Origin of the sequence: Arthrobacter sp. RCC_34 (genome assembly GCF_041360795.1) — a bacterium.
Taxonomy (GTDB): Bacteria; Actinomycetota; Actinomycetes; order Actinomycetales; family Micrococcaceae; genus Arthrobacter_E.
This window is the reverse complement of record NZ_JBFUPW010000001.1, coordinates 1,498,302-1,513,358: the sequence shown is the minus strand read 5'-3', so window position 1 is coordinate 1,513,358 and position 15,057 is coordinate 1,498,302. Positions and strand designations below refer to the sequence as shown.

13 protein-coding genes are annotated in these 15,057 nt (G+C 69.4%); all 13 read left to right on the top strand.

What is annotated here, in order from left to right; all coding sequences use genetic code 11:
* The first annotated feature begins 61 nt into the window (after positions 1–61).
* The 13 genes from pyrR (at position 62) to AB6732_RS07110 (ending at position 15,025) form a co-directional block, all read left to right on the top strand.
* Positions 62–646: a bifunctional pyr operon transcriptional regulator/uracil phosphoribosyltransferase PyrR gene (gene pyrR / locus AB6732_RS07170; RefSeq protein WP_278268990.1), complete on the top strand. Its 585-nt coding sequence runs from the start codon at positions 62–64 to the stop codon at positions 644–646.
* A complete protein-coding gene (locus AB6732_RS07165; RefSeq protein WP_370959295.1) occupies positions 643–1,653 on the top strand; it encodes an aspartate carbamoyltransferase catalytic subunit in 1,011 nt (336 codons plus the stop codon). Before pyrR ends, AB6732_RS07165 begins: the two co-directional genes overlap by 4 nt.
* Positions 1,650–2,978, top strand: a complete 1,329-nt coding sequence (locus AB6732_RS07160; protein WP_370959294.1) for a dihydroorotase — start codon at positions 1,650–1,652, stop codon at positions 2,976–2,978. Before AB6732_RS07165 ends, AB6732_RS07160 begins: the two co-directional genes overlap by 4 nt.
* Positions 2,979–2,981: 3 nt before the next feature.
* Positions 2,982–3,476, top strand: coding sequence for a hypothetical protein (locus AB6732_RS07155; protein ID WP_208188776.1), 495 nt, complete (start codon positions 2,982–2,984; stop codon positions 3,474–3,476).
* 52 nt (positions 3,477–3,528) lie between these two features.
* Positions 3,529–4,725, top strand: coding sequence for a glutamine-hydrolyzing carbamoyl-phosphate synthase small subunit (carA, locus tag AB6732_RS07150; RefSeq protein WP_243874798.1), 1,197 nt, complete (start codon positions 3,529–3,531; stop codon positions 4,723–4,725).
* A 2-nt stretch (positions 4,726–4,727) separates the two neighbouring features.
* Entirely contained in the window at positions 4,728–8,030 is a 3,303-nt protein-coding gene (gene carB, locus AB6732_RS07145; RefSeq protein WP_370959293.1) for a carbamoyl-phosphate synthase large subunit, read from the top strand.
* Positions 8,023–8,871 (top strand): orotidine-5'-phosphate decarboxylase, encoded by an 849-nt coding sequence (gene pyrF, locus AB6732_RS07140; RefSeq protein ID WP_370959292.1) that lies wholly within the window; start codon positions 8,023–8,025, stop codon positions 8,869–8,871. The genes carB and pyrF overlap by 8 nt, the downstream gene beginning before the upstream one ends.
* A gap of 161 nt (positions 8,872–9,032) precedes the next feature.
* On the top strand, positions 9,033–9,350 hold the full coding sequence (mihF, locus tag AB6732_RS07135) for an integration host factor, actinobacterial type (RefSeq protein WP_066212666.1): 318 nt from the start codon (positions 9,033–9,035) through the stop codon (positions 9,348–9,350).
* A 39-nt stretch (positions 9,351–9,389) separates the two neighbouring features.
* Positions 9,390–9,962: a guanylate kinase gene (gmk, locus tag AB6732_RS07130; RefSeq protein ID WP_066212664.1), complete on the top strand. Its 573-nt coding sequence runs from the start codon at positions 9,390–9,392 to the stop codon at positions 9,960–9,962.
* A 99-nt stretch (positions 9,963–10,061) separates the two neighbouring features.
* Positions 10,062–10,331: a DNA-directed RNA polymerase subunit omega gene (gene rpoZ, locus AB6732_RS07125; protein WP_066213096.1), complete on the top strand. Its 270-nt coding sequence runs from the start codon at positions 10,062–10,064 to the stop codon at positions 10,329–10,331.
* Between the two features lie 48 nt (positions 10,332–10,379).
* A complete protein-coding gene (gene coaBC, locus AB6732_RS07120) occupies positions 10,380–11,615 on the top strand; it encodes a bifunctional phosphopantothenoylcysteine decarboxylase/phosphopantothenate--cysteine ligase CoaBC (RefSeq protein ID WP_370959291.1) in 1,236 nt (411 codons plus the stop codon).
* A gap of 104 nt (positions 11,616–11,719) precedes the next feature.
* Entirely contained in the window at positions 11,720–12,928 is a 1,209-nt protein-coding gene (gene metK / locus AB6732_RS07115) for a methionine adenosyltransferase (protein WP_066212661.1), read from the top strand.
* 99 nt (positions 12,929–13,027) lie between these two features.
* A complete protein-coding gene (locus AB6732_RS07110) occupies positions 13,028–15,025 on the top strand; it encodes a primosomal protein N' (RefSeq protein WP_370959290.1) in 1,998 nt (665 codons plus the stop codon).
* The last annotated feature ends 32 nt before the right edge of the window (positions 15,026–15,057 follow it).

The following is a 15,057-nucleotide window of genomic DNA, read 5'->3' as shown; positions in this document are numbered from 1 at the left end:
TTTGGTACGCAATCATCCTTTTTTAATTCCGTCCCGTGAGGCGGGGAAAGGGGAGAGAGGCATGAATGACGCCACCAGTGCATCCTCGGCCGGGCAACCGGCCCAGCGCGTCGTCCTCAGCTCCGACGACATCGATCGCGCGTTGACCCGCATCGCCTTTGAGATCATCGAGGCGAACAAGGGAACCCAGGATCTCGTCCTGCTCGGTATTCCCCGTCGCGGCTACCCCCTCGCTCAGCGCCTGGCGCAGAAGATCGCCGCAGCGCACCCCGGTTTCGACGTCCGGGAATCCCTCGGCCAGCTCGACGTCACCATGTTCCGTGATGATCTGGCTCATCAGCCCACACGTTCACCGCTTCCCACCCAGCTCCCGAAGAGCGGCCTCGACGGCAAGGTCGTGGTCCTGGTGGATGACGTCCTCTATTCCGGCCGCACCATCCGCGCCGCCCTGGACGCCCTGGTGGACCTGGGCCGTCCCCGCATCGTCCGCCTGGCCGTCCTGGTGGACCGCGGGCACCGCGAGCTGCCGATCCGGGCGGACCACGTGGGCAAGAACCTCCCCACCGCGAGCAGCGAGAAGGTCCGCGTGCACCTGAGCGAAGTCGACTCCGGTGACAACGAAGTCGTGATTGAGGCGGGCGCATGAAACACCTTCTCTCCACCCAGGACCTGAGCCGCCGCGACGCCCTGGACATCCTCGACACCGCGGAGGAGATGGCGCGCGTCGGCCAGCGGGAGGTCAAGAAGCTCCCCGCGCTCCGCGGACGCACCGTGGTCAACCTCTTCTTCGAGGACTCGACCCGCACGCGCATCTCCTTCGAGGCCGCAGCCAAGCGTCTCTCCGCCGACGTCATCAATTTCTCCGCGAAGGGCTCCTCGGTGAGCAAGGGGGAGTCCCTCAAGGACACGGCCCAGACCCTCGCGGCGATCGGCGCCGACGCCGTCGTGATCCGGCACTGGGCGAGCGGCGCGCCGCAGCGCCTCGCCAACACGGACTGGATCGACGCGAAGATCCTCAACGCCGGCGACGGCACGCACGAACACCCCACGCAGGCGCTCCTGGACGCCTTCACCATGCGGCGGCACTGGGCGAAGCTCGCGGGGACTGATTCCGCGGGGACCGATCTGTCGGGCATGAGGGTCGCGATCGCCGGGGACGTCCTGCACTCCCGGGTGGCCCGCTCCAACGTGTGGCTGCTGCGGACCCTGGGCGCCAGCGTGACGCTCGTGGCCCCGCCCACCTTGCTGCCGGTCGGCGTCGAGAGCTGGCCGTGTGAGGTCAGCTACGACCTGGACGCCACGCTGGAAGCCGGGGTCGACTCGATGATGATGCTGCGGGTCCAGAAGGAGCGCATGCACGATTCCTTCTTCCCTTCCGCCCGCGAGTACTCGCGCCGCTGGGGCTTTGACGACGCGCGCCTCGAGGCGCTGGACCGTCACGGCCTGAAGGACACGATCATCATGCACCCCGGCCCCATGAACCGCGGTCTGGAGATCTCCTCCGCCGCGGCCGACTCGCCGCGCTCCACCGTCCTGGACCAGGTCAGCAACGGCGTGTCCGTCCGCATGGCAGCGCTCTACCTGCTCCTGGCCGGCGGCCGGGACGCCGAAGACCACAGCAACGAAGCCGTCACGGAGGGAATCCCCGCATGAGTTCCGACAACCACCTCCTCACGGGAGCCTCGCTCCTGGGCGGCGAGCCCACGGACATCCTGATCGCCGGGGGCGTCATCGCAGCGCTCGGCGCCGAGGCCGCGGCCCACCCGGACGCTGAGGGCGCGACGGTGATCGACGCGTCAGGTCTCGTGGCCCTGCCCGGACTCGTGGACGTGCACACCCACCTGCGTGAGCCGGGCCGGGAGGACGCCGAGACCGTCGAGACCGGCACCCGCGCCGCGGCGCTGGGCGGCTACACCGCCGTGCACGCCATGGCGAACAGCTCCCCGGTGGCCGACACGGCCGGCGTCGTCGAGCAGGTCCACAGCCTCGGCCAGGCCTCCGGCTGGGTCGATGTGCGCCCCGTGGGCGCCGTGACCGTCGGCCTGGCCGGCGAGCAGCTCGCCGAGCTGGGCGCCATGGCCGACTCCCGCGCTCAGGTCCGGATGTTCTCGGACGACGGCATCTGCGTCCACGACCCGGTCCTGATGCGCCGCGCCCTCGAATACGTGAAGGCGTTCGACGGCGTCATCGCCCAGCACGCTCAGGAGCCGCGCCTCACGGCGGGCGCCCAGATGAACGAGGGCGAGGTGTCCGCGGTCCTCGGCCTGGCCGGCTGGCCCGCGGTCGCCGAGGAGAGCATCATCGCCCGCGACGTGCTCCTGGCGCAGCACGTCGACTCCCGCCTGCACGTCTGCCACGTTTCCACGGCCGGCAGCGTGGAGATCATCCGCTGGGCCAAGCAGCGCGGCATCCGCGTCACCGCCGAGGTCACCCCGCACCATCTGCTGCTGACGGACGAGCTGGTCCGCAGCTATGACCCTGTTTACAAGGTCAACCCGCCCCTCCGCACCCAGGACGACGTCCTGGCCCTGCGCCAGGCCCTGGCCGAAGGCGTCATCGACGTCATCGGCACGGATCACGCGCCGCACCCGAGCGAGCACAAGGAGTGCGAGTGGGCGCAGGCCGCCATGGGCATGACCGGCCTCGAGACGGCCCTGTCCGTGGTGCAGCACACCATGGTGGACAGCGGGCTCATGAGCTGGGCCGATGTGGCCCGCGTGATGTCCGAGGTCCCGGCCGAGGTCGGCCGCGTGGCCGACCAGGGCCGTCCACTGGCGGTCGGCGAGCCCGCCAACCTCACCCTGGTGGATCCGGCGGCGCGCTGGACCGTGGACGGCAAGGCCATGGCCACCAAGGGCCGGAACACGCCGTTCCAGGGCATGGAGCTGCCGGGCAAGGTCCGGGCCACGTTCTTCCACGGCCATCCCACGGTGCTGGACGGTGCGCTCAACACGCCCCGCACCACCGTCGGGGCCTGAGCCATGGACAAGGTCCTGCCCGGCATCCTCATGCTGGCCCTCGGGGCGGCGGTCATCGTGCTGCTGTACGTGGGCTGGCGCAGCCGCCAGCGGCGCCAGAGCGATCTGGAACCGCTGCCCGCGGTGCCTGAGCTCGGCGAGCCCGGACTCGCCGTCGCAGGCCAGTACGTGGCCACGACGACGGCGGGGGACTGGCTGGACCGCGTGGCGGTCCACAGCCTGGGCATCCGCTCCCGGGCGGACCTGGCCGTCCACCCGGACGGCGTGCTGATCACGCGGCCGGGCTGCGAGGAGCTCTTCATCCCGGCAGCCGACCTCGAGGAGGTCCGGCTGACCAGCGGCATGGCGGGGAAGTTCCTGGGCAAGGAGCAGATCCTCGTCGCCACCTGGAAGCTGGGGGAGCGCAGCCTGGACACGGGTTTCCTGCCCCGGCACGGCGCCGACACCGAACCACTGCGGCAAGCCCTGGAGCGACTTCTGGGCCCCGCACGGGCCTGAGGGCCCTCCGAAACGACATGACAGACCACACGAACGCGAACAAGAGGACACAGTGAGCATTCAAACGCCTGAGGCGAGCACCGGCGCGGCAGTTCTCGTCCTGGAAGACGGACGCATCTTCCGCGGCCAGAGCTACGGTGCCGTCGGCACCACTCTGGGGGAGGCCGTCTTCACCACCGGCATGACCGGCTACCAGGAGACCATCACGGACCCCTCCTACGCCCGTCAGATCGTGGTGCAGACCGCCCCGCACATCGGCAACACCGGCGTGAACGGTGAAGACGCCGAATCCCGCCGCATCTGGGTCGCCGGGTACGTGGTGCGGGACCCCGCCCGACGTCCCTCCAACTGGCGCAGCGAGGCCTCGCTCGACGAGGAGCTCGTCCGCCAGGGCATCGTGGGCATCCAGGGCGTGGACACCCGCGCGCTGACCCGCCACCTCCGCGAGCACAAGACCATGCGCGCCGGCATCTTCTCGGGCGAGGCCGCTCAGGCGAGCGACGCCGAGCTGCTGGCCGCGGTCCGGGCGAGCGAGCCGATGGAAGGCTCCCGCCTGGCCGAGGAGGTCAGCATCGACGAGGCGTACGTCGTCGAGCCGTCCGAGCACGGCTGGGAGGGCGAGCCACGCTTCACCATCGCCGCGATCGACCTCGGCATCAAGGCCATGACCCCGCAGCGTTTCGCCGAGCGCGGCGTGCGCGTGCACGTCCTCCCGGCCACGGCCACGCTGGAGGACGTCAAGGCCGTGAACCCGGACGGGTTCTTCATGTCCAACGGCCCCGGCGACCCCGCGACGGCGGACGCCCAGGTCAGCCTCCTGCGCTCCGTGCTGGACGAGAAGCTGCCGTACTTCGGCATCTGCTTCGGCAACCAGATCCTGGGCCGCGCGCTCGGCTTCGGCACCTATAAGCTGAAGTACGGCCACCGCGGCATCAACCAGCCGGTCCTGGACCGCCGCACCGGCAAGGTGGAGATCACCTCGCAGAATCACGGCTTCGCGGTGGACGCCCCCATGGACGGCGCCACCCAGGCGCCGGAGAGCCGCTTCGGCCGCGTCGAGGTGAGCCACGTGAGCCTCAACGACGACGTGGTCGAGGGCCTCTCCTGCCTCGACATCCCCGCGTTCTCCGTGCAGTACCACCCCGAGGCCGCCTCGGGCCCGCACGACGCCGCTTACCTCTTCGACCGCTTCATCGAGCTCATGGAAGCCGAGAGCGGCCAGACCAACCAGAAGGACAAGGACGCCTAAGCATGCCGAAACGTACAGACCTCAAGAGTGTCCTGGTCATCGGGTCCGGACCGATCGTCATCGGCCAGGCGGCCGAGTTCGACTACTCCGGCACGCAGGCCCTGCGTGTCCTGAAGGAGGAGGGCCTGCGGGTCATCCTGGTCAACTCCAACCCGGCCACCATCATGACCGACCCCGAGTTCGCCGACGCCACCTACGTCGAGCCGATCACCCCCGAGGTGGTCGAGAAGATCATCGCCAAGGAGCGCCCCGACGCTGTCCTGCCGACCCTGGGCGGCCAGACGGCCCTCAACACGGCGATCGCGCTGGACAAGAACGGCGTGCTGGCCAAGTACGACGTCGAGCTGATCGGCGCGAACATCGCCGCGATCGAGCTGGGCGAGGACCGCGAGAAGTTCAAGGGCGTGGTCGAGCGCTGTGGCGCCGAGAGTGCCAAGAGCCACATCATCCACACCATGGACGAGGCCCTGGTAGCGGCCGACGACCTCGGCTACCCCATGGTCGTCCGGCCGTCGTTCACCATGGGTGGCCTGGGCTCCGGCCTGGCGTACAACGAGAGCGATCTGCGCCGCATCGTCGGCCAGGGTCTCCAGTACAGCCCCACCAGCGAGGTGCTGCTCGAAGAGAGCATCCTCGGCTGGAAGGAGTACGAGCTGGAGATGATGCGCGACAAGAACGACAACGTCGTGGTCGTGTGCTCCATCGAGAACTTCGATCCGGTGGGCGTCCACACGGGTGACTCCATCACCGTGGCGCCTGCCCTGACGCTGACCGACCGCGAGTACCAGAAGCTGCGCGACGTCGCGATCGCCGTCATCCGCGAGGTCGGCGTCGACACCGGTGGCTGCAACATCCAGTTCGCCGTGAACCCCGAGACCGGCCGCGTGGTGGTCATCGAGATGAACCCGCGCGTGTCCCGCTCCTCGGCCCTGGCGTCCAAGGCGACCGGCTTCGCGATCGCCAAGATCGCCACGAAGCTCTCGCTCGGCTACACCCTGGATGAGATCCCCAACGACATCACCCAGAAGACCCCGGCCTCCTTCGAGCCGACCCTCGACTACGTCGTGGTCAAGGTCCCGCGCTTCGCCTTCGAGAAGTTCCCGGCGGCGGACCCGACCCTCACCACCACCATGAAGAGCGTCGGCGAGGCCATGGCCCTGGGCCGCAACTTCACCGAGGCCCTCCAGAAGGCGCTCCGCTCGCTCGAGCAGAAGGGCGCCACCCTGGACTTCAGCCACGTCCCCGAGTGGGAGGTGGAGGAGCTCCTCGAGAAGGCCAAGCGCCCCACCACCGAGCGTCTGCACCAGGTGCAGCGCGCCCTCCTGGGCGGCGCGACGGTCGAGCAGGTCTTCGAGGCCACCAAGATCGACCCCTGGTTCCTGGACCAGCTCCAGCTCCTCAACGAGGTCGCCGGCACCATCCGCAGCAGCGAGGCCCTGACACCGGAGATGCTGCGCCTGGCGAAGCGTCACGGTTTCTCGGACGCCCAGATCGGCGCCCTGACCAACAACCCGGAGGCCGTGGTGCGCGGTGTGCGCCAGGCGCTCTCCATCCGCCCGGTCTACAAGACCGTGGACACCTGCGCCGCCGAGTTCGCCGCCTACACCCCGTACCACTATTCGTCCTACGACGAGGAGGACGAGGTGGGCCTGCACTCCAAGCCGTCGGTCATCATCCTGGGCTCCGGCCCGAACCGCATCGGCCAGGGCATCGAGTTCGACTACTCCTGCGTGCACGCCTCCATGGCGCTGCGCAAGGCCGGCTACGAGACCGTCATGGTCAACTGCAACCCGGAGACCGTGTCCACGGACTACGACGTGTCCACCCGCCTGTACTTCGAGCCCCTCACCCTGGAGGACGTGCTCGAGGTCATCGCCGCGGAGGAGCGCACCGGCGGTGTCATGGGCGTCTTCGTGCAGCTGGGCGGTCAGACGCCGCTCAAGCTCGCGCAGGAACTGGCCGACGCCGGCGTCCCGATCCTCGGCACGCAGCCGGAGGCCATCGACCTCGCCGAGCACCGCGGCGAGTTCTCCCGCGTGCTGGACAACGCCGGCCTGATCGCCCCGAAGAACGGCACCGCCGTCTCCTTCGAGGACGCCAAGAAGATCGCCGACGAGATCGGGTACCCGGTCCTGGTGCGCCCGTCCTACGTGCTGGGCGGCCGCGGCATGGAGATCGTCTATGACGAGGCCAATCTGTCCCGCTACATCGCCAACGCCACCGAGATCACCCCGGACCACCCGGTCCTGATCGACCGCTTCCTGGAGGACGCCGTCGAGATCGACGTCGACGCCCTCTTCGACGGCACCGACATGTACCTGGGCGGCATCATGGAGCACATCGAGGAGGCCGGCGTGCACTCCGGTGACTCCGCCTGTGTGCTGCCTCCGATCACGCTCGGCAAGAACGTGATCGAGCGTGTCCGCAACGCCACCCGCGCCATCGCGGAGGGTGTCGGTGTGCGCGGCCTCATCAACATCCAGTTCGCCCTCGCCTCGGACGTCCTGTACGTGCTGGAAGCCAACCCCCGCGCCTCCCGCACCGTGCCGTTCGTCTCCAAGGCCACCGGCGTGCAGATGGCGAAGGCGGCCGCGCTGATCGGCGTCGGCGTCACCATCCACCAGCTCCGCACCGCGTACAAGATGCTCCCCGAGCAGGGCGACGGCGCGAACCTCCCGCTGGAGGCCCCGGTGGCCGTCAAGGAGGCCGTGCTGCCCTTCAGCCGCTTCCGCACCGAGGACGGCCACGTGGTCGACTCCCTGCTCGGCCCGGAGATGCGCTCGACCGGTGAGGTCATGGGCATCGACAAGCACTTCGACACGGCCTTCGCCAAGAGCCAGGCCGGCGCGAACAACCCGCTGCCCCGTGAGGGCCGCGTGTTCGTCTCGGTCGCGAACCGTGACAAGCGCGCCGTGATCCTGGCGGTCAAGCGCCTCTCGGATCTGGGCTACGAGATCGTCTCGACCGGCGGCACCGCCGAGGTGCTCCAGCGCAACGGCATCCAGGCGACGCTGGTCCGCAAGGTCGCCGAGGGCCAGGGCGCCGGCGAGGGCGAGAACACGATCGTGGACCGCATCGTCGCCGGTGAGATCGACATGGTGTTCAACACCCCGTCCGGTGGCGAAGCCCGTGGCGACGGCTACGAGATCCGCGCCGCGGCCACCTCGATCGGCATCCCGTGCATCACCACGGTCGCGGAGTTCAACGTGGCCGTGCAGGCCATGGAGGCCATCCGCACCTACGAATGGGATGTCACCAGCCTGCAGGAGCACGCGGCGAACCTCGCGGCGGTCCGCAATGGCTGACCAGACGACGACGGCGGGCGCCGACTTCGGCGCCCGCCTGGCGGAGGCCATGGCCTCCCTCGGCCCGCTCTGCGTGGGCATCGACCCGCACCCCGGTCTCCTGGAGGCCTGGGGGCTGGACGACTCGGCCGTGGGGCTCAAGGAGTTCTCCGCGCGCGTCCTGGAGGCCGCGTCCGGCCGTGTGGCCGCCATCAAACCCCAGGTCGCCCTGTACGAGCGGCACGGATCTGCCGGTCTGGCCGTTCTGGAGGGTCTGCTCGCGGACGCCGCCTCGGCCGGGGTGCTCACGATCGCCGACGCCAAGCGCGGTGACATCGGCTCCACGATGGCCGCCTATGCGGACGCGTGGCTGTCGCCGTCGTCGCCCCTCGCGGCGGACGCCGTGACGCTCAGCCCGTACCTGGGCTTCGAGTCACTCCGCCCGGCACTGGACCTCGCGGCGGCCCACGGCCGCGGCGTGTTCGTGCTGGCGCTCACCTCCAACCCGGAGGGCGCGAGCGTCCAGCACGTCGGGGGAGAGGCCTCCGTGGCCCGCCGGATCATCGAGGCGGCCGCGGCTGAGAATGCCGGAGTATCCGGCCTCGGTTCCGTGGGTCTCGTCGTCGGGGCGACCGTGGGGGCGGCGATCAGCGACCTGGGTCTCGACCTCGCCTCGCTCAACGGTCCCATCCTGGCTCCCGGCCTCGGGGCCCAGGGCGCCACGGCCGAGGACATGCGCCGCACCTTCGGCGCGGCCTACCCCTTCGTCCTCGGCACCTCCAGCCGCGACATCCTCAAGGACGGCCCGTCCGTCCAGGGGCTCGTGACGGCCATCGAGAGGACCCTCGACGGCCTGCGCTGAGGGTCGCCACGCGCGGTCTGAACGCCCGGACCTGCCGCTCAGCTGGGAGGCCGCCGAAATCGGTGACCTCCCAGCTATGGTGCCGGACGTCACTTTCAGGTAGGTTCGCATCAACCGTCAGTCGCGCCCATAGCCATGGGCGCCCGGAGGTGGGAGATGCCATGAGCCTGCGAGTTCTGACCAGCACGGAACGAAGTGCCGCCCTTGCGAAAGCAGCCGCGGCCCGTCAGGTGCGTGCACGCCTCAAAGAGGCGCTGAAATCCGGGGAACTGACCGTGCCGCAGGTGCTCGCCCAGGCGGAGGATGATCCCGCCATCGCACGGCTCAAGGTCTCCGAACTGCTCGAATCCTTCCCGGGCATCGGCCGCGTCAGGTCGCAGGCGATCATGACGCAATTGCGCATCGCCCCGTCACGCAGGGTCCGGGGCCTCGGCGTCCACCAGCGCAAGGCCCTGATAGATTTTCTGGAAGACAAATAGTTCAGGCGGCCCACGGGCGGCCTATGACCAGAGGACACCGTGAGCTCACTTTCCGGTCTCACCGTGCTCGCCGGACCCACCGCGGTCGGCAAGGGCACGGTCTCCACGTACATCCGTGACAACTACCCGCAGGTCTGGCTGTCGGTCTCCGCGACCACACGGCCCCCGCGGCCCGGAGAGCAGGAAGGCGTCCACTACTTCTTCAAGTCGGCCGAGGAGTTCGACCGGCTGGCCGAGGAGGGCGAATTCCTGGAGTGGGCCGTGGTGCACGGCGTCAACCGGTACGGCACGCTGAGGAGCACCGTGGAGGCCGCTCTGGCCGACGGGAAGCACGTCCTGCTGGAGATCGACCTCCAGGGTGCGCGTCAGGTCAAAGCCAGCGTCCCCGACGCCCGCTTCGTGTTCCTGGCGCCGCCGAGCTGGGATGAAATGGTCCGCCGGCTGGTGGGCCGTGGCACGGAAAGCCCGGAGGAACAGCAGCGCCGCCTGGAAACCGCTAAACTGGAACTTGCTGCCGAGCCGGAGTTCGACCACACCGTGGTCAATGACGACGTCCAGCGCGCAGCCGACGAACTTGTCCAGCTGATGGGTTTGACCCCGAACCCTCGCTGAAAAGCCGCCATGACGCGGCGTCTGCTCACCGGCGGGCGCCATCCCGGACCCTCTCTGAGGAGCCGGGGACTGAACACCGAGAAGATCCTGGAGAACACCGTGTCCACCAACCTTGAGGGCATCATCAACCCGCCGATCGACCAGCTGCTCGAAGCCGCTGACTCGAAGTACGGTCTGGTCATCTTCGGTGCCAAGCGTGCCCGCCAGATCAACGCGTACTACGCCCAGCTGAACGAGGGCCTCTTCGAGTACGTCGGTCCGCTCGTCGAGACCAAGATGAACGAGAAGCCGCTCTCCATCGCCCTGCGCGAGATCAACGAGGGCCTTCTGGAGTGCAAGCCGGTCGAGAGCACCGAAGAAGCCGAGTGATCCGTCGCCGGGTCACCGGCGTCAGAGACTGAAACCAAGGAGACGCGCATGCGGATCGTCCTGGGTGTCGGAGGAGGGATCGCGGCCTTCAAGGTCGCGTCCCTCCTTCGTCTTTTCACCGAACAGGGTCATCAGGTCAACGTTGTGCCCACGGAGGCGGCACTGAACTTCGTGGGGCAGGCCACCTGGGAGGCGCTGTCCGGCCATCCCGTGAGCACCTCCGTGTTCGAGCACGTGGAGCAGGTGAATCACGTCCGGCTCGGCCAGGAGGCCGATCTGGTGGTGGTAGCGCCGGCCACGGCGAACATCCTGGCCCGCTCGGCGCATGGCCTGGCCGACGATCTCCTCGGCAACACGCTCCTCGTCGCCACCTGTCCCGTGCTGTTCGCCCCCGCCATGCACACCGAGATGTGGCGGCACCCCGCGACGCAGGCCAATGTGTCCACCCTCCGTGCTCACGGCGCCCACGTGCTGGACCCCGACGTCGGGCGGCTGACCGGCAAGGACAGCGGCCCGGGACGCCTTCCGGAACCGCAGGCGATCTTCGCAGCCGCGATGGCGCTGGTGTCCGCTCCGGACACGGCGCGCGACGGCGATTCCGCCGGCGCCCTGCTCACCGGGAAGCGCGTGCTCGTCTCCGCCGGCGGGACGCAGGAGCCTCTGGATCCGGTCCGGTTCCTCGGCAACCGGTCGTCCGGCAAGCAGGGCATCGCTCTGGCCGCCGCCGCCCGCGACGCCGGGGCCACGGTGACGCTCGTGGCCGCTCACGTGGAGGTCGCGCTCCCGGCGGGGGTCGACGTCGTGCGCGTAGGCACCGCCGAAGAACTGCGGGAGGTCATGACCCGTGAAGCGGCGTCCGCCGACGTGGTGCTCATGGCAGCTGCCGTGGCTGACTTCCGGCCCGCCGAACGGTCCGGCACCAAGATCAAGAAGCGGGCCGAGGGCACCGATCCGGTGATCGAACTGGTCCGCAATCCGGACATCCTGGCCGAGCTGGTGCGGCTGCGGGCCGACGAGGGCCGGGATCAGCTCATCCTGGGTTTCGCCGCGGAGACGGGAGACGACTCCGGCAGTGTTCTCGAGTACGCCCGGCAGAAGCTGGAGCGGAAGGGCTGCGACCTCCTGGTGGTCAATCACGTGGGGGAGTCCAAGGTCTTCGGTCAGGACGTGAACTCCGTGGAGATCCTGTCCCGGACCGACCGTGAGATGCAGCACGTGGAGGGTTCGAAGAACCTCGTGGCCGAGGCGATCGTGCACCGTGTCGCCGCGGAGTTGCGCGGCTGAACGGGGTGGGTTCACAGGCGTGTCCGGTGCCATCGTCCACATAACGTCATGTGCGCGCCAAAGCTGGTGGAAGTGGCCGGTAGAGTGTACTGGTGACCTTTGCCATGCAGAATTCTTCGCACACCGGCCTCCGGCTGTTCACCTCCGAGTCCGTCACTGAGGGACACCCGGACAAGATCTGTGACCAGATCAGCGACTCCATTCTGGACGCGCTGCTGGCCGCTGACCCCGAGTCGCGGGTCGCCGTGGAGACCATGGCCACGACCGGCCTCGTCCACGTGGCGGGCGAGGTCACCACGGACGCCTATGTCGAGATCCCGCAGATCGTCCGCGAGACCATCCTGGGCATCGGGTACGACTCCTCGGCCAACGGCTTCGACGGCGCCCGCTGCGGCGTGTCCGTCTCCATCGGTCAGCAGTCCAATGACATCGCGGACGGCGTCTTCAACTCCATCGAGGCCCGCGAAGGCCGCACCCAGGACGACTACGATCTCCAGGGCGCCGGAGACCAGGGCATCATGTTCGGCTACGCGAGCGATGAGACCTCCAGCTACATGCCGACCCCCATCTGGCTGGCCCACCGCCTGTCAGAGCGGCTCACGGAAGTCCGCAAGAACGGGGAACTCGCCTATCTCCGTCCCGACGGCAAGACCCAGGTCACCGTGGGGTATGACGGGGACAAGCCCGTCTCGGTCGAGACCATCGTCATCTCCAGCCAGCACGCCGAGGACGCCGGCCTGGAGCAGCTGCGCAGCGATCTTCAGACCCACGTGATCACCCCCGTGCTCGCCACGGCGGAACTGGACACCTCCTCGGTCCGCAGCATCCTGAACCCGGCCGGCAAGTTCATCATCGGTGGCCCCGTGGGCGACGCCGGCCTGACCGGCCGCAAGATCATCGTCGACACGTACGGTGGCTTCGCCCGCCACGGTGGCGGCGCGTTCTCCGGCAAGGACCCGTCCAAGGTGGACCGCTCCGCGGCATACGCCATGCGGTGGGTGGCCAAGAACGTCGTGGCGGCCGGGCTCGCACGCCGTGCGGAGATCCAGATCGGCTACGCGATCGGCCAGGCCCGCCCGGTCGGCATCTACGTCGAGACCTTCGGCACCGAGACCGTGGATCCCGCACGCATCAGTGACGCCATCAACGAGGTCTTCGACCTCCGCCCGCGCGCCATCATCGACGCTCTGGACCTCAAGCGTCCGATCTACGCCAAGACGGCCGCTCATGGCCACTTCGGCCGCGAGGAGCCGGAGTTCACCTGGGAGCGTCTCGACAAGGTCGCGGACCTCAAGGCCTTCTTCAACGCCTGACACCGGTGGTGACACGTGCAGGACGGACTCTTTCCGGTCTCTGACTCCGTGGGACCGTCGGCCTCCGGGCCGGACGCAGGAGGCGGCAAGGGCTGGCTCATGCCCGAGCCGCCGGAGAAGCTGGCCGCCACGAGTCCTGTCGCACGGGTGGTCGTCGAATCGCCGTTGCCCCATCTGGACCGGCCGTTCGACTACCTGGTCCCGGACGCCCTGGACGGCGACGCCGTCGCCGGCGCCCGCGTCAGGGTCCGGTTCGCGGGCCGGGAACTCCACGGGTACATCGTGGAGCGCCGCGAAGACAGCGATTCCGGCACGCGTCTGAGCGTGCTGGACAAGGTGGTCTCCCCGGTCCCGGTGCTCACCCCCGAGGTTCTGGAGCTCTGCCGTCTGGTCGCCGCCCGGTATGCGGGCACCGTGAGCGACGTCCTCCGCCTCGCCATCCCCGGCCGGGTGGCCAGCTGCGAGAAGGACTGGACGCCGCGGGGCGATGTTCCCGAGGACGAGTCGTCCCTGGCGGACGGTCCCGCCCCGGAGGAGGCCTGGACACGGCTCGGCAAGGGCGCGGCGTTCCTCCAGCACGTGCGGACCGGTGGTGACCCGCACGCCGTCGTGACGGTGCCCGAAGGGTACGGCCCGCACGCCTGGCCCGAGCTCTTCGCGGAGGCCGCCGTCGCCACGCTGCACTCCGGACGCAATGCCCTGCTCGTGGTCCCGGACCGCCGGGACCTGGACCGTCTGGCGGCCGCACTGGCTCAGCATGTGCCGCGCGGACTGGTGGCCAGGCTGTCGGCCGAGGACGGTCCGTCGGTACGCTACCGGGAGTATCTCCGGGTGCTGGGTGGCTACGCGCGCGTGGTCATCGGAACCCGTGCGGCATCTTACGCACCCCTCAGGGACCTGGGCCTGGTCGCGCTCTGGGACGACGGGGACGACGTTCACGCCGAACCCCGCGCGCCGTACCCTCACGCCCGTGAGCTCCTGATGATCCGCAGTTCCCAGGGGCAGGGCGCGGCCTGCATCCTGGCCGGACACTCCCGGAGCACCGAGGCTGAACGGCTCGTGGAGAACGGCTGGGCCCAGTCGGTGGAGGCTGACCGCCCCTTGTTGCGCGCCGTCACTCCTCGCGTCGTCAACACGGCGGACTCGTTCCACCAGGAGCGGGATCCGCTGGCGACCGCGGCGCGGCTCCCGCATGCGGCCTGGCAGGCTGCCAAGGACGCTCTGGCGCACGGGCCGGTTCTCATCCAAGTGGCCCGGGGCGGGTACGCGCCCACCCTGCTCTGCGCCGAGTGCAGCAACCCCTTGCGCTGTTCGAAGTGTGAAGGCCCCCTGCACGTTCCGGCCACTGGCGCCGCGCCTGAGTGCCGGTGGTGCGGCACTGTGCACCGGACCGTCACGTGCCGCGTCTGCGGATCACAGCGGTACACGGTGGCGGGCAACGGAGTCCTGCGCACGGCGGAGCAATTGGGCCGTGCCTTCCCGGGAGCGCGGGTGGTGTCGTCGTCGGCCGGTCGCGTGAAGGACGAGGTCTCCGGAGCAGGGACCCTCGTGGTCGCGACGCTGGGCGCCGAGCCCGTCGCGCCTGAGGGGTATGCCGCGGCGCTCCTGCTGGACGGCGATCAGATGCTTCGCCGCGAGAACCTGCGGGCCGCGGAGGAGACCGTGCGGCGCTGGTTCAACGCCGCTTCGCTGGTCCGCCCGGCCCGGGACGGGGGAGTCGTCATGGTCACGGCCGAGCACGAACTCGCCGTGGGCGCTCTGGTGCGCTGGGATCCGGCGTCATTCGCCGCGCGTGAGCTCGCGGAGCGCCGGGAGCTCCACCTACCGCCCGCAGTTCGTGTCGCCGCGATCACCGGGCCCAAGGACGCGGTGGAGAACCTGCAGCAGGCGCTGGCGCCGTTGCAGGAGGGCGAGCACGAGGTGCGGGTGGTGGGTCCTGTCCCGTTCGACGACGGCGACTACCGCACGCTCTGCTTCATCCCCTTCGCGGTGGCGTCGGAAGCCGCGCGGCTCCTGCGGGCCGCGAAGGCCGCGGCCTCGGCGAAGCGCACCCATGCGGCGGCGCAGGTGCGCTTCGACGGCCTGGATCTGCTGTAGCCAGTGAAACTCAGGTCCGTGCCATACTGGCG

Bases quoted from the DNA above. Each gene is read 5' to 3' on its own strand.
- mihF (WP_066212666.1), top strand. From the start codon at position 9,033: ATGAGCCTGCGAGTTCTGACCAGCACGGAACGAAGTGCCGCCCTTGCG.
- pyrR (WP_278268990.1), top strand. From the start codon at position 62: ATGAATGACGCCACCAGTGCATCCTCGGCCGGGCAACCGGCCCAGCGC.
- AB6732_RS07160 (WP_370959294.1), top strand. From the start codon at position 1,650: ATGAGTTCCGACAACCACCTCCTCACGGGAGCCTCGCTCCTGGGCGGC.
- AB6732_RS07155 (WP_208188776.1), top strand. From the start codon at position 2,982: ATGGACAAGGTCCTGCCCGGCATCCTCATGCTGGCCCTCGGGGCGGCG.
- metK (WP_066212661.1), top strand. From the start codon at position 11,720: ATGCAGAATTCTTCGCACACCGGCCTCCGGCTGTTCACCTCCGAGTCC.
- coaBC (WP_370959291.1), top strand. From the start codon at position 10,380: ATGCGGATCGTCCTGGGTGTCGGAGGAGGGATCGCGGCCTTCAAGGTC.
- AB6732_RS07110 (WP_370959290.1), top strand. From the start codon at position 13,028: ATGCCCGAGCCGCCGGAGAAGCTGGCCGCCACGAGTCCTGTCGCACGG.
- pyrF (WP_370959292.1), top strand. From the start codon at position 8,023: ATGGCTGACCAGACGACGACGGCGGGCGCCGACTTCGGCGCCCGCCTG.
- carB (WP_370959293.1), top strand. From the start codon at position 4,728: ATGCCGAAACGTACAGACCTCAAGAGTGTCCTGGTCATCGGGTCCGGA.
- AB6732_RS07165 (WP_370959295.1), top strand. From the start codon at position 643: ATGAAACACCTTCTCTCCACCCAGGACCTGAGCCGCCGCGACGCCCTG.